The sequence below is a fragment of the Providencia sp. JUb39 genome (assembly GCF_012272845.1).
GTDB lineage: Bacteria > Pseudomonadota > Gammaproteobacteria > Enterobacterales > Enterobacteriaceae > Providencia > Providencia lanzhouensis.
Genome location: NZ_JAAWXD020000001.1, coordinates 1,800,764 through 1,822,910, shown reverse-complemented (window position 1 = coordinate 1,822,910; position 22,147 = coordinate 1,800,764). Strand labels below are relative to the sequence as shown.

Genomic DNA, 22,147 nt, shown 5'->3' with positions numbered 1-22,147 from the left:
AATTTAAATCAGCGTCAATGCTGAGGGAATCCCCTTATCTAAATTCGAGATTGAGAAAATGGAAAAATTAACTTTATTAGATAAAAGAAGAAAACATTTTATTGATGCAACCTTTGATTACCTAAAAAGAAAAAAGAAAGCTTCAACATTCGAGCGTACTGTTGATGGCATTAAATACCGAGTTGATTTAGATGCTGAAGTATTAAAGCAATCATTAATCACATTGTATGAAAATAACATCTGTCGTAAAGAAGCTGGAGCAACCGACCAGCAAATAATTGAAGTCTACGATAGTTTTTACAATAAACACGGAAAGTTAACTGATGAAGGTAAGGAATTCATTAGTGATATTACTTTGCTCATTGCTGAACATTTACATCAAAAGGAAGTGAATAAATGAAATTAACTTATTTAAATATCGCTAATCAAGCAGCGGAAGCCGAACGTGAAGGTGATTACTCAAAAGCTGCTCAATTATGGGGACAGGCTAAAAACTTAACTAAAAGCGACGCTGTTCGCAAATGGGCTGAATATCGCTTTGAACATAATACATTACGCCATTCTTTATCTGCTCGTGAGACTGAATTAGCAGAACAAGCCAGAAAGGCACGTGAGAAATATAAGCTTAAAAAAGAAGCTGAATTACTGGAAGCAAATATTAATAAAACTTCGGAGGTGGACTGTGAGTAAAAGAAAACGCAGTAGAACTCAACAGGGGATTGCAGGCATGACTATTGCTCAAGGGCTTAGTTTAGAAAGAAATGAAGTTAAAGATTATGCCAATGTTTGCAAACACCTATCCCAATTTGAAAGAAACGGCGATGACATTCGAATGCCATTAAATAGACAGCAACGCCGATTAGCCAAAAAGTTAAAAATTGATATTAAGAAGGTTTAATTATGAGCGAATTAATTGCACAAAATCACTCACCAATGATGAACAGCCGAGAGATTGCTGAGTTAACAGAAAAAGAGCATCGGCATGTGGTCCGGGATATAGAAAAAATGCTTACCGACCTTGGGCTTAATTGTCCAAAAATGGACATTAATGATTTTAAAGGCTTTTTTATAAACCGAGGTATTTATCGTGGTCGTGATGTCATTGAATCCATCGACTTAGACCAGGATCTAACCGTCACCCTAACTATGGGATACAAAGTCCAGTTGCGCCATAAGATAGCAAAACGCTGGCGTGAATTGGAGACAGGCTTGATTAAACCAACAGTCTCACAACCTGTACTCAGTAAAATGGAAATTCTTCAAATGGCTATGGAGTCAGAAGCCGGTCGCATTGCTGAAAAAGAGCGAGCCGACATCGCTGAACGTACTAAATCACAAATCAGTCGCAGCCGTGAAGCTTCCGCACTTGGAAAATTGAGTGCCGCTACTCGCCAGAACCGCGAATTATCCGAACGGCTGGGTGAAAGTGTAAAACACGCAACTATTACCGCAGTACAGAATGCAACTGGCATCAAACATAGCCCTTACCCGATGCGCAAGTGGTGCAAAGAGCGAGGGATTGAGGTTGAGATAGTACCCGACCCTCGGTTCGGTAGTGTTAAGTCATGGCCCGCTGAAGCTTGGCTAGAAATTCATGATGTTGATCTTAAAAAATTATTCGGTTCAAAGTAAGGGGATAAAATGGAAATGACAAGCTACCAAGTGACTTATTTAGGTGATTACCCTTGCGGACACCGTCATACATTATCAATGGAAATTAAAGCGCTCGGGGTTTCTGATGCAATCGAAAAATCAAAAGAAATTCTTAGTGACAGTGATATCAAATCAACTAACCACACCCTTTATTCAGTAGTTCCGGCTGGTTTTGGTATGTGCACTTTAGCAGAGATTAACCTATGCCCACCAAAAGACCAAATTAAGCTACTTCCCTGCCCATTCTGCGGCAATGATGAAGTTGAATTGAATTATTCCGGTTGGGACGGTGAAGATATGTTTGTGATTCATTGTGATTGTTGTGGCACCAAGCAGCCCGAAGATTATCAAGACACCGCCGTTCTCGTTTGGAACCAGCGTGAAGCAACGCCAGTAACGGAGGCTAAATAATGGCTTATTTTACTGATGCAGGTAATGGCGTCATTGCCGACGATGGCACCTTGATTTCTTATTCTGACGCAGTTAAGACGCTCGAGTGCGGTCACTACGACCAAGAGCTGCTAAAGGGCTTGTATTTGGCTGCTGCCGTGGTGGGTAAGTTAGCTGACGAGGCCGACACACTAACACCTGAACAGCGTGTTTCTATATGGCGCTGGGTGGTTGCCACCTGCTTTATTCGTGAGCAACAAGATAAAAACGGAACAATAGAGGTGCCGAACCCGAACGGTGGCACAGACCTAGCAACTATTTATAGCAACGGTAAATCAACGCTAAGTATCTACCCTGAATCATTACGGCTCAGCCTTATGAGCCATTTTGAAAGCATCATGGTTGAACAGTTTGGCAAAGAATATTGGGCTGATTTTACCATTAAAGCATACGTTGGCTTTCTTGATATCTCGCTTGAATATGGCCCACGCCTATCAGCGATGGGACGTGAAGGCCTTTGTATTCTTCATGATGACTATATCCGTGCACTGGAATCCGAAGGTGGTTTCCCTGCTATGCCAACTATGCATTAAGGATGGTAGGAAATGAAAATTGAATATATCGCTAGCGAAACAGGCAACACAGCCAAAGTAGTGATCCTGTCTTTCATTACCGAATGCAGAAAGCTAAACCACTTAATTGATATGGCCCTACTTCGGGCGCCAGTTCACGAATCAACGATAGGTTTCTTTTTCCGAGTGACGACGATTTACGGTAAGGCAAATCACGTTCTACGGGCTTATAAAGGCATTTGCAAGGAGGCTAACAAGTGATTGAACAAGATAACACTGAACACGAAATTAATGAATATGACTCTCCAATCCTCAAAGCCGTACACCATGTTGATGACGGTTGCGATTGGACTGCTCGAATTATTCACGGAATTCGACAGCGCTGTTATATCAGGATGGGTATATGCCCTCCTCTATCACCAGCACCAAAAATCGCTGCACCAAAGTTAATCCCGATCACCAAAAAGAAAAAACGCGCAAGGAAGGTGAAAGATGACAACGCTTGATTTTAACCTCGTCAATATCATTACAAACGCAGGTGGGGATCCGGGTGATGTAACAAATGCTGTTTGGGATGCCGGCTATCAACGAATGAATTTTACCATAGAGGAAATCATTCAAATGACCACCAGCCAGATAGCCGATTGTGTTTATTATGGCGTCCCGCAAAATGTATGGCCGAAAACAGTTGAAAGTCTCAGTATGGGAAATTTAAACACCATTATCGATGATGCTATGTCTTTGGGTGTACCCGCTGAAGTTGCGGCAATGGTGTTAAAGAATGGATACGTGAAAGGAGGTGATAAGTGACGTATGGTGAAAATAATATCAAACCAGTAAAGGTTAATTATTCAGTAAGTTACCACGAACGATCACCACAAACATCAAGTTGTGAGAAAAAAAGTAAAACATTCATTGGTACAAAAGAACTTGCGAACCGTCTAGGCATACAGCCACATACATTACGTGTATGGGTTAGCGATGGGAAGCAAGCAAAAAAAGGCTTCCCAAAGCCTAGCCACAGATTAAGAGAGTTACAGTTTAGGCTGTCCGATATTATCGACTGGGAGCGGGGTAAACGATTTTAGTCAGCTTATCCCACCATCTCTCATACGCCTCTCGCTGTTCATCTAGGTAGGTGTGCTTATCGTACACCTGCCATATTCCTGGTAACTTATGCCCTAAAATGATTTCAGCAATATGTGGCTCCGTTAGTTCGGAGATACCCGTTCTCATCGTTTTACGCAAATCATGAATCGACCAAGTGGTATAGTTATCAAAGTGAGGAGCCATTTTTTCATTGAGAAGCTTAATCATCATATTATGGCCAGAAGCCGTAACTCTATTCCCAGTCGCTACAGAAAAAAGATATTTATCTGAATGACTAATTTCAAACGCCTGCAGAAGAAGAGATTTCACTTGCGGTATGATTGGTCTGGTAATCGGCTTTCCTGACTTAGATCCTGTTTTATGTTTATTAGGCGGTATCGTCCATATATCTTCATTAAAATCAAAATCAGTTATTTCAGCACCAAATAACTCCCCCACCCTTGAGCCTAGCAGCAAAGACAATTTAATAAGCAATGCATTACGCTTGTTAAACTTAGGGGCATCAATAAGACTAAATAACAGAACCAGTTCATCATTAGAGAGGATCCTATCCGCTTGGCTGGTCTTAGTGCTTATGTCTTGGACGTTTATGTTTGATAATGGCTCTAATTCAATAAGGCTTCTTCTAACACCCCATCTATGGGCTGTTTTTGAATAACGCAATATTCTCTCTGAAATAGTTGGCACCTTCTTGGATAGATCTTCTATAACCGAGAGCCAAACATGAATGTTAGCTTCATCGTGTGGAAGATGTCCAATTTTAGGAAATAAATAAAGTTCAAATGATCGTAAAATTTGCTCGGCTTTGACTTGTTTATTTTTTAGGGATTTTTCCCACCAGCATCTAATTAATGACTCGACTGTTTGAGCTTGAATTACATTTTGTTTTTTAACCCTCTTCACCACTTTTGGGTTACGGTTTTGCTCAATCTCGCCACGATAAAATACAGCCAAATCACGAGCCTCTTTCAGGCTTGTTGCAGGATAGCTGCCAATATCAACCCTTTCATTTTTCCCATCCCACCGATATCTTAGTTGAAATACAACCTTTCCCTTCGGGCTTATGCGAATGGATAGGCCATCACGGTCTGCCTTTGTTATAACTCTGTCTTGCTGCTTACCATTAATTGATCTGAGGTATGAATCTGTGATGGCCATAATATATTTTTCTTTTTACTTAAGAGGTCTACACTATAAAACATATTCGTCGATATGTACGTAAATTATGTACACGATTATGTACATAATAAAAATGATGCACCTATAAAACTTAAGGAACACCCATGAACAAATCGGAGGTTAAAAACAATAAAAATACAATAAATACATTCAAGTATATCAAATTGGTGCATAGTTAATGTAAGTTAATGACGCTTTGATAACCTTACTTGCAATTTATATTATAAATAATAATATGCAGATTATGCTAATCGTCATCATTTTTATTATCCATCCAATTCTACTCATATTTCGATATAGAACCATTGGATATATAAATATTTATATCACGAAACTAGCAATGAAATAAAAAATAATAATTGAAGCAATGAAAATAAGTGTAAGGGTATATTATGAGCAATAACCATGTCGGACTATCCCGCAGACACTTTATCAAATGTGCTGTTGTTGCGGGGATCTCTTGTTATATCGCCCCTTTGTATAGCCGAGCTTTTGATGTGCTATTCGAGGAAAAAATTCTTCAGGCTCCCGACTGGAACCCTGTCGATAAAAAAATCAAATTCCGAATTGATGGCTATGCCAAAGTGCAAGGTGAAAAAGTTTTTGCCAGAGATATTCGAGCCCGCGATATCCCTCACTGGCCCAAACAACAAGGACACGCCTTTCTTCTACGCGTCACCCAAGCCGATAAAATCTACGAAGGTTTTAATCTCGAACGACTTAATGATGGCTTAATGCCTGACCGTATTGTTACTGCCAGTGATTTAGAAAAAGATGGCGTCGCCTTCCCTGAGTTCTATGGTGAAGATTTACTATTACCGACAGGAAAAACCCCTGCTTACTTAGGGCAAGCCGTCGCATTACTGATTTATCATGATTTTGCCAAATTTAACTTCGCTAAAGAGACACTCAAATTCCACGATGATGTCATCCAATATGGTGCTTATACGGGACCATTACAGCGAGATCCTTGGGGAACTTATCGTGGGGTTCGTATCGGCGGAGAAACACCATTCTCACCTGATACATATTCCAGCATGAAAGATATGCCTATCTCCCCGATTGGAATGAAAAAGCATCTCCCAATCTGGCCTGAAGGTCGTGAAGGTGGAAAGCTTGATCAAGAAGGCATGTATTATGCGGATGAACTCGCAAAACAGTTAGAAAATCCGCCGGAAGATTGGCTGGTTATCAAGCGTAAATACTTTTCGCAATCTATTGATACCTCAGCGCTCGAACCCGATAACGCCAATGGCTGGTATGATGCAAAAACACAATCATTCCATTTAGTGATCCCAACACAGTCCCCGCAAGAAGTTGCCGCATCACTGCCAGAAATGCTCGCGAAATCTAAATTCCCAATTAAGCAAATATTCTTACACCCTTGCTTTACGGTGGGTTATGGCTCGAAAGATCACACCCCATTCCCTTATTATGGTGCGATGGCAACTCTGTATGGTGATGGCGTTCCGATCCGCCTAGCCAACGACCGTTATGAACAGTTCCAATCTACCATCAAACGCCATGCGTTTGACATGGATTACACCCTCGCCGTCAATAAGAAAACCCATAAAATTGAAGCACTTTCCGCCTCATTTATTGGGGATGGCGGCGGTCGATGTAACTTTACGCCTTCCGTTGTGATGGTTGCAGCCACTGGCGCACAAGCCATCTACTATATTCCTCGCAGTGATTTATCGGCTGTGGGTATCGCTTCTCGCGCGGTCGATGCGGGATCTGCTCGTGGTTATGGTACGTTACAGGCCATGGCTGCCACTGACATGATCATGGAAGAAGCCGCAAAATTACTCAAAGCCGATCCTATTGAGTTTCGCCTGAAAAACATCATCAAATCAGGAATGAAAAATACCCAAGGGGCTATCCCTGGCGGCGCAATTCGTGCGGATGAAGTGCTGAGCCGTTGCGCTGAGCACCCAATGTGGAAAGAAAGAGCAAAACGTAAAGCCGAGTTTGAAGCTAAAAATGCAGGCAAATTATTTGGTACCGGCATTTCTTGCGTTCAAAAAGACTTCGGTACAGGTGCTGAATCCTCTTTTGCGCGCGTTGAACTCACACCTGAAGGGAAAATAGCTATTTATCATAGTGGTGCTGAGATTGGTACCGGGATGTCCACATCCCAAGCCGTGGTCTGTGCCAAATGGTTAGGTAAGCCTGCGGAAGAAGCTCATTTTTCGGTTGTGGATTGGTCAGTTCTGCCGATGATTTCGACAGGAAACCCATTTGCCATGGCTCAAGATGAACAAGAACGCCTCGCCACTAACCCGCTTTGGACCCCGAATTACTGCTCCCCAGCCAGCGCCAGTAACTCCGCTTATTATTTCACCCACAGTACTGAAGAAGCCGCACGATTAGTCTTTGAATATGGTCTGTGGCCTGCGGCAATGTCAATTTGGCAAGAGGGTATTGGTGGTGGGCAAGCAGCGCCGCTCGTGGTTCGTCGTGAGGATGCCCGTTGGGTTGCCAATGGTCTCACCGCTGATGGACTAGAAGTGCTCAGCTTACAACGCTTAATCGACCGCACATTTGAGATGGGTGGTTTAACTGGCGCAGTTTGCCATGTCTTTAACCGCTGGGAATGGGCTGAAGCAGATTTCAAAATTAATGATGAAACCCGCCGCCTTCCTGTTGATGGTCTTTCCCTACGATTTGCAGACAAAGATTATCAAGTATGGCATCGCGAAAAAGCGTATTACCCTGATACTCAACGAAACAATGCTGGCGTTACCTATTACAGCGCCGTCGCTACCTTATCTGAACTTGCCATTGATAAGGCCACCGGTCATGTCGAATTACTCGACCACCATACCGTCGTTGAATGCGGAAACTTAATTGTTCCTCAATTGGTTTCAGGGCAAATCCAAGGTGGATTAGCGATGGGGATTGGTCACGCGCTCCATGAATATTTACCTCTCTACGAAGATGGACCCGGAAATGGAACGTGGAACTTTAACCGTTACCACTTACCCCTCGCAAATGATGTTGCGGTTTGGAAACAAACTAGCGAAATCCTGCCGGGGTTATCCGATACCGACCCACCAAAAGGGGTCGCTGAAGTTGTTATGATCCCTGTCGTTTCTTCCATCGTCAATGCGATTGCTGATGCAACGGGGCACCATTTCTTGAGTCTGCCTGTTCGCCCTAACGATATTCTAGAGGTATTATCATGAGCCTAAATTTTCTGCCACTTACCATCAACATTAACGGTCAACAATATGGACCGATGGATGTACCTGAAGGTCTCATGATGATTGATTTTCTTCATGAGTATGTTGACCTTACGGGTTCACGACTTGGCTGTGGTCAAGGTATTTGCCACGCATGTGTGGTGATTTTGGATAACCCATCAGGCACAAGTGAAGAAGTTCGCACCTGCATTACAGGCGCACACTTTTTCAACAACAAAAGCATTCGTACCATTGAAGGGGCTGCCACCAAAGAAGAAAATGGTGACGTTAAATTATCTCCTGTACAAGAAGCATTTATCGACCATTTTAGTTTCCAATGTGGTTACTGCACCCCAGGCTTTGTCAATGCGGCAACGATTTTCGTTGAGGAATTACAACGCAACCCGATTGCCGAAGAAGAGCTAGAAGAAGCCATCAAAACAGCTTTAAATAATCACATTTGCCGCTGTACGGGTTATGTTCGTTATTATGAAGCAGTACGAGATGTGGTGATGAGTACTCCGGGACTAATCAAGGAGACGATAAAATGATCAAACGTATTATTTTATGGTTGATAGCGATAGCTATTGTCGTCTGGGCGATTCTGTATTGGTATGAGAGTCGCAAACCTGACGGTCCAGTACAAAAAGTCACCGCGAGCGCCGAGGAGATTGAGCGGGGTCGTTACTTAACACTTGCCGGTGACTGTGCGGCATGCCATACCAGCACAAATGGCGCACCTCTAGCGGGTGGTTTTCCTCTCGATACCCCCTTTGGTACTATTTATAGCAGTAACTTAACACCTTCTGCTGATTATGGGATTGGTCGCTGGACAAAAGAAGAGTTCCATAAAGCATTAACTGAAGGTGTTTCGCCACCAAGCAAAAACCTCTACCCTGCGATGCCATATACCTCCTATAAAGGAATAACTCGCAGTGATTCTGATGCTATCTACAGTTATTTAATGAGCCGCCCAGCGGTAGATGTCGCACCACCAGAAAATTCGCTGCCTTTCCCGTTAAACCAGCGTATGGCGATGATTGGCTGGAACCTATTATTTTTCAATGACAAACCATTGCCAAATAGCTCCCAAGGCAGTTCTCCTGAATGGGAGCGAGGAAAATATTTAGTCAATGTGCTTGAACACTGCTCTGAATGTCATACACCAAGAGGAGCGCTCGGCGAAATGGAGTTAGATAAGTATATGAAAGGTGGTGCATTGGGTCGTTTCACTGCCCCTGACATTACCCCTGACGCCCTCGCTGCCCGTGGTTGGACAAAAGAAGATCTCCAGCAGTTCTTTATGACTGGCTTAGCGCCGCAAGGTTCAGCCTACAGTGATATGCATCCGGTTATTTACCTCAGCACGCAACATTTAACCCCGGAAGATAACAAGGCCATTGCTACCTACCTAATGGGTGATAACCCACCAGCCACATTACCGCTCAAGATGGGTGATGGCAACGCAGCAGGTAAACAGGTTTATCTGGAAAGTTGCTCTGGTTGCCACTCCTATGATGGCAGCGGTAAACCTAATGTGGCAGTGGCGATGAAAGGTAATTCGACCTTGCGTGATGTGGACAGTACTAATCTTATTAATGCCGTATTAGATGGTTTGCCGGAGCAAGCGTTCCCAAATAACCAAAACATGCAAAGTATGCCAGGTTTCGCCGACAAGCTTAACGACCAGCAAATTGCCGATTTGGTCAACTTCCTGCGTGTTCAATGGGGTGGACAAGCCGGTGATGTGACCCCTGAGCAAGTTAAAGCCCTGCGTAAATAAGTTATTTTACTCTTAATAAAGGCTTACCGAGATTATTCGGTAAGCCTTATTTTATAAACCCTTTCCGTTTCTAATCTTACTATTCTCTATTATTTTCTCGACTTTAATTCAGGGTTTAAAAACCAATGAATGGTCGAATTTTTGGCTAGAAATAACGCTAACGTAATGGTGAAGAGCGTGAGCAAAATTAAAAGCGGTAAACCCGCTTCAATATGGAATGAACTTAACCCAGTTAATAGTAAGAAACAGATGATCGGATGAATTAAATACACTCCTAATGCGTTATTTGCTGTTTTCACAAATCGCTCAGTCGATAATGCAATACACATCACTGCAATTGAAATTAACACGCCCATTAGAAATGTAAAAACATGCTCAAAGAAACGATAAGCAAGTTGGTTTCCCCCTAAAATCTTTATTAGCTCAGATTCAATGTCTACTGGGGTATAAATATAAATAACAACCAAGGCGATTACTGCGGATACGATAAAAAATACATTTTTTCTGAGCCAAACTATTTTCTTATCATCACAAAAGTAAGCCATAACAAAGAATGGAAAATACTGAATAATCGCCGAAAAACCAGTAACATCCGATAAGTGTATCTTGGAGAAAAACGCAATGATGATGGATAACAGCAAGGTGACAGTCACTCCCCCGACATTATTCTTTATAAATGAAGGCAGTAATAAAAAAACGGCTTGCCATATCGGTACCGCTAAGAAAAACCAAACACCATTTTGAGGGAACAGTAAATATTCTGCGATAGTTAATCGGTTTGTAAAATAAAGCGGGATCGCATCTATCGTTTGAAACGTGAAATAGATAATTAAAGGTGGGATTAAATGGGCACGCCAACCTTGCCATAAAATTCCTTTGCTTAAATATGCAGCGATAAAAACAAACATCGGAATTAATACCCAATCAAATATTTCAATCAATATTGAATAATCGGATTTCACGGTTGGATTAACATTTAAATAAAAATTAAAAACAATTAAAGAACTCAATATTAATTTTAATGTTTGCCAATTCGGTAAATGACGATTTTTCACCTGCATAGCACGAGTTCCATCACGCATATTTCACCTTGTATTATCATTATTCGATTATCACCCTAGTGCTTTGAAACTACCCTCCTAATTTAACAAACGTCATTGCAATAATCTAATCCTTGCCGAAAGTCTGAGAAAATTTTGCCATTTACCTGCTACATTCGTGCACTTTGTCTAATATTGACAACATACCGTGTGGAATAATCTGCTTTTTAGTCATCAATACATTTAGCTTAATTTTAAATGCTAAACTCTCTCTAGAGCATCCGAATACGATGCCGATAATATCAATATTGATAACTCTTTTTTGGTAGGGATCCCATGAAACTTCGCCGTACACTACTAGCACTAGCATTACCTGTACTCATGTCTGCCCCAGCACTGGCTGACGCCTATACTGTTACTGTTTTTCAGTGTGTAAACAAAAATAACAAACAAGTTCGCGTGACATACGTTGATGGTCAGTATCGATATGCTTTTGGAAAAATAGATGATATTCCCGATATTGAAATTGTTCGCTCACCACAACAACTAACTCAAAATTTATTAAAAACGCAAGCCGCCGATACGGATACAGGTCACGCCCAAATTATGGAGCTAGATTTTAAAAATGGGACATACGTATATACCGTTCACTCTGACTATCTAGGAACAAAACGCGCGGGTGGAGTTGATGTTTACAATAAAGGTAAATCGATTGCTTCAATCGACTGTTTACCGAACACCATTGTCGATAATCTCAGTGAACATATTTACGATCTGCCTGAGCGCCCTTATTAATATTCTCGGAGAGATTTTTACGACGATATTACTGCTTTTGTAAGGTAATCAATACAAATCAGCAAGCTGCTCAATAATATTGATGGAGATTATTGAGCAGTATAGCGTGGTAAATAGATGGATTTCGTAAGCTTATAAAGGAAGTGCATACGTGACTTTGACGGTCTCCATAGGCACTTCTGTTTTGATGCTCTGCACACTGCTTATTTGCGTCAAATAGTCAGCGTGAAAACGACGATAAGATGCCATATCTTCTGTCACAATACGGATCAGCGCATCACATTCACCCGCCATTAAATGGCACTCCACCACTTCTGGCATTTGCTGAATATCGGCTACAAATTGATTAATAGTTTGCGCATCTTGGGTTTTAAACCAAATGCGTGCGAATAGGGACAAACCTGCGCCAATCTTTGTACCATCCAACACCGCAACATAACGTTTGATTACGCCAGCATCTTCCAGCAACTTAACGCGCCTTAAGCAAGGTGACGGGGATAAACCAACCTCTTTTGCCAGTTCAACATTTTGGATTTTTCCATCTCGTTGCAACACCTGCAAAATATGTTTATCAATCGCATCTAATTTGATGGCGGATGAGCTGCTATGTTCCAGCTCATGCTTTTCTGCATAATGCGAGCCAGTATTCTTTGGCATTCGAACCTCTTTTGATTTTATTTTTTGATATTAAATGTCAAATAAGCATCCATGACAAGCAACAAAACAACCAAATTTCAACGGGAAATAGCTATAATAACCAAACTTTGTTCTCTTCATAAGAAAATAATAATAAATTAGAGGTGTTTGGATGGATCTACAAACGTTATTGCTGTTTAGTGCAACTGTCATTCCTTTGATTTGTACACCAGGTCCCGATATTTTATTTATCTCATCACAAGGGTTATCAGGCGGAATCTCTGCTGCATGGAAAGCCAATTTGGGTATTATTCTCGGCTATGTAGCCCATGCCATTTTAGCCGCTCTTGGGCTCGCGGCTATTGTTGCAACTTCACCAATTATCTTCCAAACCATCAAATGGGTGGGGGTCGCCTATGTTGCTTACTTAGCTGTCCGTATGCTGTTATCGGCCATGAAATCGAGAAAGATTCAAATTAATACCGTTTCCACACAAGCTGTGATTGGCAAAGCTTTTCTCACTAGCTTCCTTAACCCTAAGGGGTTACTAGTTTATTTCGCTATTCTGCCTAATTTTATCCATGTTTCCGAAAGTGTTGCAATACAATCTTTAATATTATCAGCGACTTTCATCACATCATGCATCATTATTTATGGTGCCATCGGCATGATATTCGCATCAATGCATAATCGCCAACAATATAACGATAAAAAACGTCGCATTACCGAAGGTGTTGCTGGTGGAATGTTAACCTTTGCAGCTATCGGACTTGCAAGTAGCTAAGCAACTCTTAAGGGTAAGCGCGACCTCCACGCTCACCCTATTTTCCCTATTTAAGCCCTGTTAATCGATGGCATAAACGCCCTAAAATTTGCATCGCCTGTTCAAGCCTGTCATTCCATGCAAATGACGCATTTAAGCGAAATGCATGATTGAATTGATCGCTGGTAGAAAACATGCTCCCCGGCGCTATGCTAATTCCTTCCTTCAACGCCAATTGATACAGCTGGATGGCATTAAATGGCGGTTCAAATTCCAACCATAAAAAATAGCCCCCTTTTGGGGTATTCACTTTAACCGTGGACGGCATATATTTCGCGATTGCACTTAGCATTAAATGTTGCCGCTGTTCCATCGTTTGGCGAAGCTTACGCAGATGACTATCATACCCCCCTTGAGATAAGTATTCCGCGATCGCCAGTTGGGTTGGCACACTAGCCGAAACGGTGCTCATCATCTGCAAATGCTGAATTTTGCTCGCGTGATGCCCTGCTGCTACCCACCCAACACGGTACCCCGGCGCTAAACATTTCGAAAATGATGAACAGTGGAAAAAGTTTCCTTGTGAATCAAGTGATTTTGCAGGAATAGGTTGCTGAGTACCAAAATAAAGCTCGCCATACACATCATCTTCGATCAACACAATTTTATGATTGTTCAAAATATTCACTAACCGCTTTTTATTAGCTGGAGGCATCGTGCCGCCTAACGGGTTTTGGTAGTGTGTCATCAACCAGCAAGCTTTGATCGGGTATTTATCCGCGATGTCCTCTAACGCATCAAGATCAATGCCAAATAATGGGTCAGTTTTGATGGCAATCGCTTTAAGTTTTAAGCGCTCTATCGCCTGCAAGGAACCATAAAATGCAGGGGATTCAATGACTACCCAATCACCCGGTTGAGTAACCGCTTGTAAGCTCAGCACCAATGATTCCATCGCGCCTGCCGTGATCACAATTTCATCAGGGGCGACGTGGATCCCTTGCGTTGCATAGCGCTGGGCAATATTGCGGCGTAGCTGTTCATTCCCCGGCGGTAAGTTGGTGGTCGTATTAGTTTTCGATAAACGACGCGCCACCGACGCGAGAGACTTGGCTAGTTTTGGGTCATCCAGTAAAGCGGGCTCTGGGAAAGCAGAGCCAAATGGGATAATATCTGGGTCTTTGCACGCTTGTAGTACACCGAAAATAGAGGCGTTAATCTCCACATTTTCATTTAGATGGAGTCCTTTTCCCCCTTTTGCGGCGGCAAATGCATTATTGCGATTTGCAACATAATAGCCAGATTGCGGGCGCGCAGCGACCCACCCCTGACTTTCCAGTAATTGATAAGCTTGTACCACCGTCATTAAGCTTAAACCCGATTGCTTAACGCTCTCTCTCAGTGAAGGTAGCCTGTCACCTACTTGCCAAATATTATCTTCAATCTGTTGACGAATTTGTGCTGCTAGCTGTTCGTATCTCGTCATTCCCGCCTCACTGTTATAGGTGATTTGCTAAAAATTGTTACTATTATAGTTTATCGTCTCATGTTCTACTTATCCACACATTCACCTGACTTTTTTTAACTATAACCACAAAACATTTTTAGTTGGATTTATGAGTGTTAACAATCCAGCGAAATCAATTATTTATTGCTAAGGAACAGCCCACAATTGCTTCGCAATGGCTGGAAATGTGGCGTGTCGAAATCAATTCCATTCAGGGGTCAATATGTTTGGACTAACTGCGCTGGAGCTTGCCCGTATTCAATTCGCGTTTACGGTATCGTTCCATATTATCTTCCCTGCCATCACCATCGGGCTTGCCAGTTTTTTGGCAGTACTCGAAGGTTTATGGCTCAAAACCCGCGATACTGACTATATAAAGCTGTTCCATTTTTGGTCAAAAGTGTTTGCCGTTAATTTCGGTATGGGGGTCGTTTCTGGATTGGTGATGGCATACCAATTTGGAACTAACTGGAGTTTCTTCTCAGATTTTGCAGGTGGCATCACCGGCCCACTCTTAACCTATGAAGTGCTCACCGCCTTCTTCTTAGAAGCTGGCTTCCTCGGTGTCATGCTATTTGGTATGAATCGCGTGGGCGAAAAGCTTCACTACTTTGCGACTTGCATGGTTGCACTCGGTACCATCATTTCAACCTTCTGGATCCTTGCATCCAATAGCTTTATGCAAACGCCTCAAGGTTTTGAAATTATCGATGGGCGAATTGTCCCTGTCGATTGGTTAGCGGTAATCTTTAACCCATCATTCCCATACCGCTTACTCCATATGACCACTGCGGCATTCTTGGCAGCGGCATTTTTTATTGGTGCATCCGGCGCATGGCATTTACTTAAAGGCAATAAATCCTCCGCCATGAAGAAAATGTTCTCCATGTCCTTGTGGTTGATCCTGATTTTAGCGCCAGTCCAAGCTTTTATCGGCGATGCTCACGGGTTAAATACCCTAAAACATCAGCCTGTTAAAGTCGCGGCAATGGAAGGTCACTGGGAAAATAAACCCGGCGAAGCCACCCCGCTGATCCTTTTCGGCATTCCTAATATGGAAAAAGAAAAAACCGAATATGCCATTGAAATTCCCTACATGGCGAGCCTGATTTTGACACACAGCACCACCAAACAGGTTCCAGCACTAAAAGAGTTTCCACCTGAAGATAGACCGAATGTGTTTATGGTGTTCTGGTCATTCCGCGTAATGGTGGGCTTAGGCATGTTAATGATTGCCGCTGGTATTTGGGGATTATGGCTGCGTTCGCGTAAAAAACTGTATGAATCCAAACTGTTCCTGCGTTTTATGTTCGTCATGGCGCCATCAGGTTTAATCGCCATCTTAGCCGGTTGGTTTACCACCGAAATCGGTCGTCAGCCTTGGGTTGTATACGGGTTACAACGTACCGCAGATGCCGTGAGCGCCCATGGTGAAATGCACATGAGCGTGAGCTTGCTAGCCTTCTTTGTGGTGTACGGCGGCGTATTTGGGATTGGCTACATGTACATGATGAAATTAATTCGTAAAGGTATCTCCGAGGAGGCAACTCATGGGCATTGATTTACCACTAATTTGGTTTGTCATCATCGTCTTCAGTATGTTGATGTATATCGTGATGGACGGTTTTGACTTAGGTATTGGTATTTTGTACCCAGCCTTAAAAGAGAGCCAAGACCGAGATTTGATGATGAACAGTGTGGCGCCTGTTTGGGATGGTAATGAAACGTGGTTAGTGCTTGGTGGTGCGGCGCTATTTGGGGCATTCCCATTAGCCTATGCCATTGTTTTAGATGCGCTATCTATTCCACTAACCTTTATGTTACTGGCATTGATTTTTCGCGGGGTCGCCTTTGAGTTTCGCTTCCGCGCCGATGAATCTCATCGCCGCCGCTGGGATCACGCCTTTATTTGGGGCTCGATTCTTACCACATTCTCCCAAGGGATTGTGATTGGCGCGTTTATTCAAGGCTTCCACGTTGAAAACCGCGTGTATATGGGCGGCTATTTTGACTGGTTCGCACCTTTCCCTCTATTTTGTGGATTCGGTTTAGTCATCGCTTATGCCTTACTGGCATGTGGTTGGCTGATCATGAAAACAGAAGGACACCTACGCAAAACCATGTATCGCGTGTTAACCCCATTAACACTGGTCATGTTAGCAGTGATTGGCGTTATCAGTTTATGGACGCCAATGTTAAATGACGCCGTTTATGAACGCTGGTTTAGCTTGCCAAACCTGTTTTTCTTTTTACCCGTTCCTCTATTAGTGCTTGGCTGTGTATGGCTGATTTTAAAAAGTGCCAAACGCCAACGTTACGATAGCGTGCCATTTCTTGCTGCACTCATGCTGATTTTCTTAGGATTTACAGGATTAGGCATCAGCGTTTGGCCAAGTTTAATTCCGCCAGCAATTACCTTCCGCGATGCGGCCGGTCCTTCAGAAAGCTTAGGCTTTATGCTTGTTGGCGCCCTGTTCATCATCCCTGTTATTTTGGTTTACACCTATTGGAGTTACTATGTCTTCAGAGGAAAAATTACCCCAGACCAAGGCTATCACTGATACAACTCTCCGCTCACCTTGGTGGAAGAAACTCGGCTGGATGGCGGCAATTTGGTTAGGAAGCGTATTGGCACTATTCGCCTTTTCTTCCTTATTTAGATTGTTGATGACTGCCGCCGGCATGAAAGTGAAGTAAACTCGTTGCCGCAGCATTAAAATGCTGCGGCATATTTATAATTAGACGCTCAATAATCCTGCATCTTTTGAATAGTTTTCCTATAAACATTCATGATATGATAATGATAATAATTAACATATAATAATATTATCATTAAGAAAGGAGACGGTTAGTGGCTAGTGAACAGACTGTTGAAAAAAATATTTACCGCCCAGCGCCCCCACAACTCATTCAAGTTAAATCCATTGTCGATATCAGCCCTTCTATTCGCAGCATCACATTTACGGGTGAAAAATTAGCCAATTACCCAACGGCGTGTGAAGGTGGTCATCTCAAAATTTTTATTGCCCCTGACCATCAAAGCCAACCCGCGCTTCCTTTTCTCACTGAAAAAGGACGTAGCTGGCCAGAAGATAAACCGCGTCCTTTTGTACGCACTTACACCGTTCGCGCTATTCGCCCGGAGCTCAACGAAATCGATATTGAGTTTGCCATGCACGAAGGAGTAACAGGTCCGGCTTATCTGTTTGCTCGTGATGCAAAACCGGGTTATTGGCTGGGGATCACCAACCCTGGTGGTCCAGATCCACTACTACCTATCCGCGCACATTACTTTATGGCAGGTGATTCTAGTTCTTTGCCTGCTATTGCGGCGTTATTGGAAAAAATGCCAGCTACCGCGACAGGGCGTGTCGTTTTACGCCTTGACCATCAAACGGATATTCGCGAGTTAATCAAGCCAGCTGGCATCGAAATTGATTGGATTTGTGGAGATATTAGTCAGACTACCAATCTGATTAATACATTCAAATCGTGGGATATTCCAGAATCCGATGTGGGCTTCTGGATTGCTGGTGAAGACCAAATTATCCGTGAATTACGCCGCTTTATTCGACGTGAAAAAGGTTTTGGTCGCGATGATATCTACGCGATTCCTTACTGGCGATATGGCTATGATGAGGAGGGTTATCATCATGAACGTCATGCCGTCATGGATAACCCCGACGACTAATTAAAAAAACTGCCCCTAATCTGAAGTGAACCCCGAAAGTTGGACAATCAACTATTAGGGGTTTTATCTTTAAATGGGAAGAAAAAAATATTCGGTTGAATTTAAAAAGAAAGTTGCTTTGCACTATATAAACAGTGGCGATGGCGCTCAAAGAACAGCCAAATTATTTAACATTGACCGCGGAGCAGTTCGGCTTTGGACTGAACATTGGAAAGTTAGTGGAGAAGAAGGCTTTGCCATTAGGACTAAAACTTACACTGCAGAGTTTAAAAAATCAGTTGTTCTTTGGATGAAAGAACATAATCTATCATCTCGCAAAGCTGCAGCGCATTTTCGTATCTCAGCAGCTAGCACTGTTAGCAAGTGGGAAGGGCTCTACAATGAAGGTGGTATCATCGCACTAAGAGATAAACGCAGAGATAGTTTGATGAAGTTAGATAAATATAACGCTTTAAATAAAGAAACGTCCAATTCTCTTCCTAAATTCAAAGATGTTGAAGAAGAGCTTGAATATCTACGTGCTGAGAATGCTTACCTAAAAAAGCTCCAAGCCTTGATTCGGGAAAAGCAGAAGACAAAGCAGTCATAATCACTGAATTAAGGCACCATCATAAACTGAAAATGCTACTGAATATAGCAGGACTGGCTCGTAGCACATATTACTGGCACACAAAATCAAGTACGAAAGGAGTTCGCTACAAGAGTGAACGACGAAGAATAATTTCATTATTTCATCACCATAAAGGTCGCTATGGTTACAGACGTATAACTCTGGCTTTGAGAAATGAAGGTTACTTTATAAATCATAAAACAGTCCGAAAGCTAATGTGTAACATGGGGTTAGCATCACGCCTAAGAGTCAAGAAATATCAATCATTTAAAGGTGTTTATGGTAAAGTGTTTCCAAACATTTTAGACCGAGATTTTAAGGCAAATGCGCCAAATCAGAAATGGGTCACAGATGTTACAGAGTTTAAGGTTAAAGGGTCGAGATTATATCTTTCGCCAGTGCTAGATCTTTTTAACAGTGAGATAATATCTTGGAAGATGGCAACACGGCCTGGAGACTTAGTGAAAAATATGCTGATAGATGCCTTTCAAAAACTATCTCCTGTCGATAAGCCCATTTTACATTCAGATCAAGGGTGGCAATATCAGATGGCGAGTTATCAAAATACGCTGAAAGCTAAAGGCATAACGCAAAGCATGTCGCGTAAAGGGAACTGTCTGGATAATGCCGTGATAGAGAATTTTTTTGGTCTTTTGAAGACAGAATGTTGGTATCATGAAGAGTATGAAAGCATAGATGAACTTAAAGTGGCAATAGATGAATATATACATTATTACAACAACGAAAGAATCAAAACCAAATTAAATGGTCTGAGCCCTGTGCAATATCGAGCTCAGACCAAATCGACTGCCAATTAAATAAATATATCCAATATATGGGGTTCACTTCAAATCTGGGGCAGTTTCATGCATTAATTAGCCTGTGTAGTGGGTTAAACTAGTTATTAGTCATTGTAAGCCATCAGTGCTTTGTGACACAGCTGAGATCTTACACAGTCATCAATCGTGAAGTTGACCATCGAGACCATTTCATCGCTACTAAAACGCTGTAACGCATCCCCCAAACCTGACTGAACGCCGCTTGGTAAATCACATTGGGTTACGTCACCGTTCACAATTACCGTTACGTTCTCCCCCAAACGGGTTAAAAACATCTTCATTTGAGTGACTGTGACGTTCTGCGCTTCATCGAGAATAACAATGGCATTTTCGAATGTGCGACCGCGCATATAAGCAAATGGTGCTATTTCGACTTTAGCAATCTCAGGGCGTAAACAATATTGCAGGAACGAAGCGCCTAATCGCTTCATTAATACGTCATAAACGGGTCGGAAATAAGGCGCAAACTTTTCAGACATATCTCCCGGCAAGAACCCAAGATCTTCCTCCGCTTGCAATACCGGTCTGGTCACAATGATTTTACTGATTTCCTTGTTAATCAAGGCATCTGCGGCTAACGCAGTACTAATATAGGTTTTACCGCACCCTGCCTCACCATTAGCAAAAATCAGTTGTTTGTGTTTGATGGAATTAATATAGAGCTTTTGGGCTTCATTACGTGGTGTTATCGGAGTTTCATCGCGACGTTCTTTCGCCATACCTATCGGCTCAATGCCCGTAAATTCAGCGAAGGAGGTAACGTTGTTCATATCATACCTCCCTGAACGATCTTTGCGTGATGTACGTTTCATTTCACGACGTGCTTTTGTTGCAGCTTTCTGTCTACTCATAGTATTAACCCTTCCAGGTATCGATGATGTCAATTTCAGATGACGAACTATTCAAAACAGAGAGGAGCTCCCTTCAAGCTCTTGTGTAACTTAGGTTGATAATTTGGGTATAAAAAAACCGGTTAGCAATCTCATCATGTCAGTTTCATGATGGAGTGGTAACCGGCTTCGCACATTGATTAACAAACACCTAGTTCTCATTAGTTTCTCCTATACAGGCGATACTCGTAAACTAAAGAATCTGCATGACAATATTATGACAATATAAAAAATAATTCACTCGCACTATAAATATTACATTGACCCGAATATCATCAACCTACAACGTTTTCTTATATTAAATATAGCGCGTGTTTTTTTTGAATTGCAACATTAAATTAACAGGAAATGTGTAAATTCACCTACCCATCAGATAAAATGTGAGAAATATCATATAAAAGCTGCAATAACTCATCAATACATTGCATTATTACAGCTTAAATTTGATTAGCGCGGTTTACAGTTACCCGCAAGCTGATAGCCTTTTGCTTGAGCGTCCGCTTCATTAGCAAAGAATTCCGCATTTTTATCCGATAAGGTTTTAAAGCCAGAACAGTGGGATAAATGATATTTCTTTGAATTACGGTTACCTTTTACCTGCGTCTCACCTTCCTTGTTTGGGGAAGATTGAGGGGCTGACATAGGGACTACTTCGCTGGGCTTATCACTCATATTTAAACCATCGCCGCTATTTTTGTGTCCTAAACTCCATGTTCTTTCGCCCGTCACAAATGGGTTATGGTGCCCCATCATTTTAGCAATGCGCTGGTCACGTTTTTGTTCCCATTCATCCACTGGGTACTGTTTATCCCACGCCATAAATAACTGCTGCTGTTGGCGTGACATGGATAAGTTATAACGGTCATGCATATAGAAGTAAACCCGTGCAACCTGCCCTTTCACTTCATCGCGTGGCTCAAAGATTTTCTGTTTAAAATCAATGCGGCTGCGGCATGCACCATAAGAATAAGGGGCATTAGCAGGTAACTGACCATAACTCCAATTACTGCGGTCACCGTTCACCTCCCCAATTGAAGGCGCGAGGTTATGCATATCGGCCTCCATTCGAGAAAACACAGGGTCAGTTGAGACGCAATTTTTACGGCCGCCATTCTGCCAGCACTGTCTTTGATGACCAAACACCCAAGCAGGAACGATATGTTCCCACTCAATACGCTCCGCACGGCTCTGCTGCTTGCGCACTTGGTAGCCACAGGAGGCTAAATCAACTTGCCCACCACTTTTACCGGTCCATTCCCACTCACAGCCACAGTATAGCGTTCCTTGTCCTTGATGATTTTGATCACCATAAACGAGACTTTTACTGGACGTTTTCGCTTCAGTGAAGTTGTTCGGTGCAGCATAAACGGAAGAGATAAATAACGAGGAAAAACATACTAACGCAATGATCATGCGCGAAAAATAAAAAATCTGTTTCAAAATAACACCATTGATAGGAAAAAAAGCAATTTATTAAATACAACACGCAAGTTATTCATACAAA

The 22,147-nt window shown here is 42.3% G+C and carries 24 protein-coding genes; 18 read left to right on the top strand and 6 right to left on the bottom strand.

Annotated features, from left to right (window positions below; translation table 11 throughout):
- Positions 1-58: 58 nt before the first annotated feature.
- From HFU86_RS08295 to HFU86_RS08260, 8 genes are all read left to right on the top strand, one after another.
- On the top strand, positions 59-400 hold the full coding sequence (locus HFU86_RS08295; protein WP_132495042.1) for a hypothetical protein: 342 nt from the start codon (positions 59-61) through the stop codon (positions 398-400).
- Complete coding sequence (locus tag HFU86_RS08290; protein ID WP_132495040.1) at positions 397-690, top strand: ANR family transcriptional regulator; 294 nt, start codon at positions 397-399, stop codon at positions 688-690. Before HFU86_RS08295 ends, HFU86_RS08290 begins: the two co-directional genes overlap by 4 nt.
- Positions 683-898, top strand: a complete 216-nt coding sequence (locus HFU86_RS08285; RefSeq protein ID WP_105880979.1) for a hypothetical protein — start codon at positions 683-685, stop codon at positions 896-898. The genes HFU86_RS08290 and HFU86_RS08285 overlap by 8 nt, the downstream gene beginning before the upstream one ends.
- A gap of 2 nt (positions 899-900) precedes the next feature.
- On the top strand, positions 901-1,632 hold the full coding sequence (locus HFU86_RS08280) for a Rha family transcriptional regulator (RefSeq protein ID WP_132495038.1): 732 nt from the start codon (positions 901-903) through the stop codon (positions 1,630-1,632).
- Between the two features lie 9 nt (positions 1,633-1,641).
- Positions 1,642-2,064 carry a Lar family restriction alleviation protein gene (locus tag HFU86_RS08275; protein ID WP_132495036.1) on the top strand — a complete coding sequence of 141 codons (423 nt, stop codon included), beginning with the start codon at positions 1,642-1,644 and terminating at the stop codon, positions 2,062-2,064.
- Positions 2,064-2,636, top strand: a complete 573-nt coding sequence (locus HFU86_RS08270) for a hypothetical protein (RefSeq protein WP_132495034.1) — start codon at positions 2,064-2,066, stop codon at positions 2,634-2,636. The genes HFU86_RS08275 and HFU86_RS08270 overlap by 1 nt, the downstream gene beginning before the upstream one ends.
- 236 nt (positions 2,637-2,872) lie before the next feature.
- Positions 2,873-3,121 carry a hypothetical protein gene (locus HFU86_RS20105; RefSeq protein WP_132495030.1) on the top strand — a complete coding sequence of 83 codons (249 nt, stop codon included), beginning with the start codon at positions 2,873-2,875 and terminating at the stop codon, positions 3,119-3,121.
- A complete protein-coding gene (locus tag HFU86_RS08260; RefSeq protein ID WP_132495028.1) occupies positions 3,108-3,425 on the top strand; it encodes a hypothetical protein in 318 nt (105 codons plus the stop codon). The genes HFU86_RS20105 and HFU86_RS08260 overlap by 14 nt, the downstream gene beginning before the upstream one ends.
- 246 nt (positions 3,426-3,671) lie before the next feature.
- Here HFU86_RS08260 and HFU86_RS08255 read toward each other — a convergent pair whose 3' ends face one another.
- Complete coding sequence (locus HFU86_RS08255) at positions 3,672-4,883, bottom strand: tyrosine-type recombinase/integrase (protein ID WP_187129027.1); 1,212 nt, start codon at positions 4,881-4,883, stop codon at positions 3,672-3,674.
- 413 nt (positions 4,884-5,296) lie between these two features.
- Between HFU86_RS08255 and HFU86_RS08250 the strand changes: the two genes are divergently transcribed.
- From HFU86_RS08250 to HFU86_RS08240, 3 genes are read left to right on the top strand one after another with little or no spacing between them, the layout of a single operon-like run.
- Positions 5,297-8,092 (top strand): xanthine dehydrogenase family protein molybdopterin-binding subunit, encoded by a 2,796-nt coding sequence (locus HFU86_RS08250; protein ID WP_132495022.1) that lies wholly within the window; start codon positions 5,297-5,299, stop codon positions 8,090-8,092.
- Positions 8,089-8,640 carry a (2Fe-2S)-binding protein gene (locus HFU86_RS08245; protein WP_036954690.1) on the top strand — a complete coding sequence of 184 codons (552 nt, stop codon included), beginning with the start codon at positions 8,089-8,091 and terminating at the stop codon, positions 8,638-8,640. The genes HFU86_RS08250 and HFU86_RS08245 overlap by 4 nt, the downstream gene beginning before the upstream one ends.
- On the top strand, positions 8,637-9,872 hold the full coding sequence (locus HFU86_RS08240; RefSeq protein ID WP_187129026.1) for a c-type cytochrome: 1,236 nt from the start codon (positions 8,637-8,639) through the stop codon (positions 9,870-9,872). Before HFU86_RS08245 ends, HFU86_RS08240 begins: the two co-directional genes overlap by 4 nt.
- An 89-nt stretch (positions 9,873-9,961) precedes the next feature.
- Here the strand turns inward: HFU86_RS08240 and HFU86_RS08235 are convergent, their stop codons facing one another.
- Positions 9,962-10,954, bottom strand: coding sequence for a hypothetical protein (locus HFU86_RS08235; RefSeq protein ID WP_187129025.1), 993 nt, complete (start codon positions 10,952-10,954; stop codon positions 9,962-9,964).
- Positions 10,955-11,248: 294 nt separating this feature from the next.
- On the opposite strand from HFU86_RS08235, the gene HFU86_RS08230 reads away from it, so the two are divergent.
- Entirely contained in the window at positions 11,249-11,707 is a 459-nt protein-coding gene (locus HFU86_RS08230) for a hypothetical protein (RefSeq protein WP_036954698.1), read from the top strand.
- 132 nt (positions 11,708-11,839) lie between these two features.
- On the opposite strand, the gene HFU86_RS08225 is transcribed toward HFU86_RS08230, so the two are convergent.
- Positions 11,840-12,364 carry an Lrp/AsnC family transcriptional regulator gene (locus HFU86_RS08225; protein WP_051422784.1) on the bottom strand — a complete coding sequence of 175 codons (525 nt, stop codon included), beginning with the start codon at positions 12,362-12,364 and terminating at the stop codon, positions 11,840-11,842.
- A 151-nt stretch (positions 12,365-12,515) separates the two neighbouring features.
- Here HFU86_RS08225 and HFU86_RS08220 point away from each other — a divergent pair, with 151 nt between their 5' ends.
- A complete protein-coding gene (locus tag HFU86_RS08220) occupies positions 12,516-13,127 on the top strand; it encodes a LysE family translocator (RefSeq protein ID WP_132495014.1) in 612 nt (203 codons plus the stop codon).
- Positions 13,128-13,173: 46 nt separating this feature from the next.
- Here HFU86_RS08220 and HFU86_RS08215 read toward each other — a convergent pair whose 3' ends face one another.
- A complete protein-coding gene (locus HFU86_RS08215; protein ID WP_132495012.1) occupies positions 13,174-14,592 on the bottom strand; it encodes an aminotransferase-like domain-containing protein in 1,419 nt (472 codons plus the stop codon).
- Positions 14,593-14,836: 244 nt separating this feature from the next.
- Between HFU86_RS08215 and HFU86_RS08210 the strand changes: the two genes are divergently transcribed.
- The 5 genes from HFU86_RS08210 to HFU86_RS08190 all read left to right on the top strand — a co-directional run bounded on the left by HFU86_RS08210 (position 14,837) and on the right by HFU86_RS08190 (position 19,732).
- Complete coding sequence (locus HFU86_RS08210; RefSeq protein ID WP_187129024.1) at positions 14,837-16,174, top strand: cytochrome ubiquinol oxidase subunit I; 1,338 nt, start codon at positions 14,837-14,839, stop codon at positions 16,172-16,174.
- Positions 16,164-17,174 (top strand): cytochrome d ubiquinol oxidase subunit II, encoded by a 1,011-nt coding sequence (gene cydB, locus HFU86_RS08205; protein ID WP_036954711.1) that lies wholly within the window; start codon positions 16,164-16,166, stop codon positions 17,172-17,174. The genes HFU86_RS08210 and cydB overlap by 11 nt, the downstream gene beginning before the upstream one ends.
- The gene (locus HFU86_RS08200) at positions 17,131-17,310 is read left to right on the top strand and encodes a DUF2474 domain-containing protein (RefSeq protein WP_071992173.1); all 180 of its coding nucleotides are present in this window, start codon (positions 17,131-17,133) and stop codon (positions 17,308-17,310) included. Before cydB ends, HFU86_RS08200 begins: the two co-directional genes overlap by 44 nt.
- Positions 17,311-17,464: 154 nt before the next feature.
- Positions 17,465-18,304, top strand: coding sequence for a siderophore-interacting protein (locus tag HFU86_RS08195; RefSeq protein WP_187129023.1), 840 nt, complete (start codon positions 17,465-17,467; stop codon positions 18,302-18,304).
- A gap of 73 nt (positions 18,305-18,377) precedes the next feature.
- A protein-coding gene (locus HFU86_RS08190) for an IS3 family transposase (protein WP_132497260.1) occupies positions 18,378-19,732 on the top strand; the annotation gives its coding sequence in 2 pieces (ribosomal slippage) (positions 18,378-18,840 and positions 18,840-19,732; 1,356 coding nt in all).
- Positions 19,733-19,818: 86 nt separating this feature from the next.
- Here HFU86_RS08190 and phoH read toward each other — a convergent pair.
- A complete protein-coding gene (gene phoH / locus HFU86_RS08185; protein WP_036954719.1) occupies positions 19,819-20,604 on the bottom strand; it encodes a phosphate starvation-inducible protein PhoH in 786 nt (261 codons plus the stop codon).
- A gap of 486 nt (positions 20,605-21,090) precedes the next feature.
- A complete protein-coding gene (locus tag HFU86_RS08180) occupies positions 21,091-22,056 on the bottom strand; it encodes an endonuclease (RefSeq protein ID WP_222717669.1) in 966 nt (321 codons plus the stop codon).
- Between the last annotated feature and the right edge of the window lie 91 nt (positions 22,057-22,147).

Bases quoted from the DNA above. Each gene is read 5' to 3' on its own strand.
- HFU86_RS08220 (WP_132495014.1), top strand. From the start codon at position 12,516: ATGGATCTACAAACGTTATTGCTGTTTAGTGCAACTGTCATTCCTTTG.
- phoH (WP_036954719.1), bottom strand. From the start codon at position 20,604: ATGAGTAGACAGAAAGCTGCAACAAAAGCACGTCGTGAAATGAAACGT.
- HFU86_RS08225 (WP_051422784.1), bottom strand. From the start codon at position 12,364: ATGCCAAAGAATACTGGCTCGCATTATGCAGAAAAGCATGAGCTGGAA.
- HFU86_RS08180 (WP_222717669.1), bottom strand. From the start codon at position 22,056: ATGATCATTGCGTTAGTATGTTTTTCCTCGTTATTTATCTCTTCCGTT.
- HFU86_RS08245 (WP_036954690.1), top strand. From the start codon at position 8,089: ATGAGCCTAAATTTTCTGCCACTTACCATCAACATTAACGGTCAACAA.
- HFU86_RS08250 (WP_132495022.1), top strand. From the start codon at position 5,297: ATGAGCAATAACCATGTCGGACTATCCCGCAGACACTTTATCAAATGT.
- HFU86_RS08270 (WP_132495034.1), top strand. From the start codon at position 2,064: ATGGCTTATTTTACTGATGCAGGTAATGGCGTCATTGCCGACGATGGC.
- HFU86_RS08295 (WP_132495042.1), top strand. From the start codon at position 59: ATGGAAAAATTAACTTTATTAGATAAAAGAAGAAAACATTTTATTGAT.
- HFU86_RS08290 (WP_132495040.1), top strand. From the start codon at position 397: ATGAAATTAACTTATTTAAATATCGCTAATCAAGCAGCGGAAGCCGAA.
- HFU86_RS08235 (WP_187129025.1), bottom strand. From the start codon at position 10,954: ATGCGTGATGGAACTCGTGCTATGCAGGTGAAAAATCGTCATTTACCG.
- HFU86_RS08200 (WP_071992173.1), top strand. From the start codon at position 17,131: ATGTCTTCAGAGGAAAAATTACCCCAGACCAAGGCTATCACTGATACA.
- HFU86_RS08275 (WP_132495036.1), top strand. From the start codon at position 1,642: ATGGAAATGACAAGCTACCAAGTGACTTATTTAGGTGATTACCCTTGC.
- cydB (WP_036954711.1), top strand. From the start codon at position 16,164: ATGGGCATTGATTTACCACTAATTTGGTTTGTCATCATCGTCTTCAGT.
- HFU86_RS08210 (WP_187129024.1), top strand. From the start codon at position 14,837: ATGTTTGGACTAACTGCGCTGGAGCTTGCCCGTATTCAATTCGCGTTT.
- HFU86_RS08240 (WP_187129026.1), top strand. From the start codon at position 8,637: ATGATCAAACGTATTATTTTATGGTTGATAGCGATAGCTATTGTCGTC.
- HFU86_RS08255 (WP_187129027.1), bottom strand. From the start codon at position 4,883: ATGGCCATCACAGATTCATACCTCAGATCAATTAATGGTAAGCAGCAA.
- HFU86_RS08280 (WP_132495038.1), top strand. From the start codon at position 901: ATGAGCGAATTAATTGCACAAAATCACTCACCAATGATGAACAGCCGA.
- HFU86_RS08230 (WP_036954698.1), top strand. From the start codon at position 11,249: ATGAAACTTCGCCGTACACTACTAGCACTAGCATTACCTGTACTCATG.
- HFU86_RS08260 (WP_132495028.1), top strand. From the start codon at position 3,108: ATGACAACGCTTGATTTTAACCTCGTCAATATCATTACAAACGCAGGT.
- HFU86_RS08215 (WP_132495012.1), bottom strand. From the start codon at position 14,592: ATGACGAGATACGAACAGCTAGCAGCACAAATTCGTCAACAGATTGAA.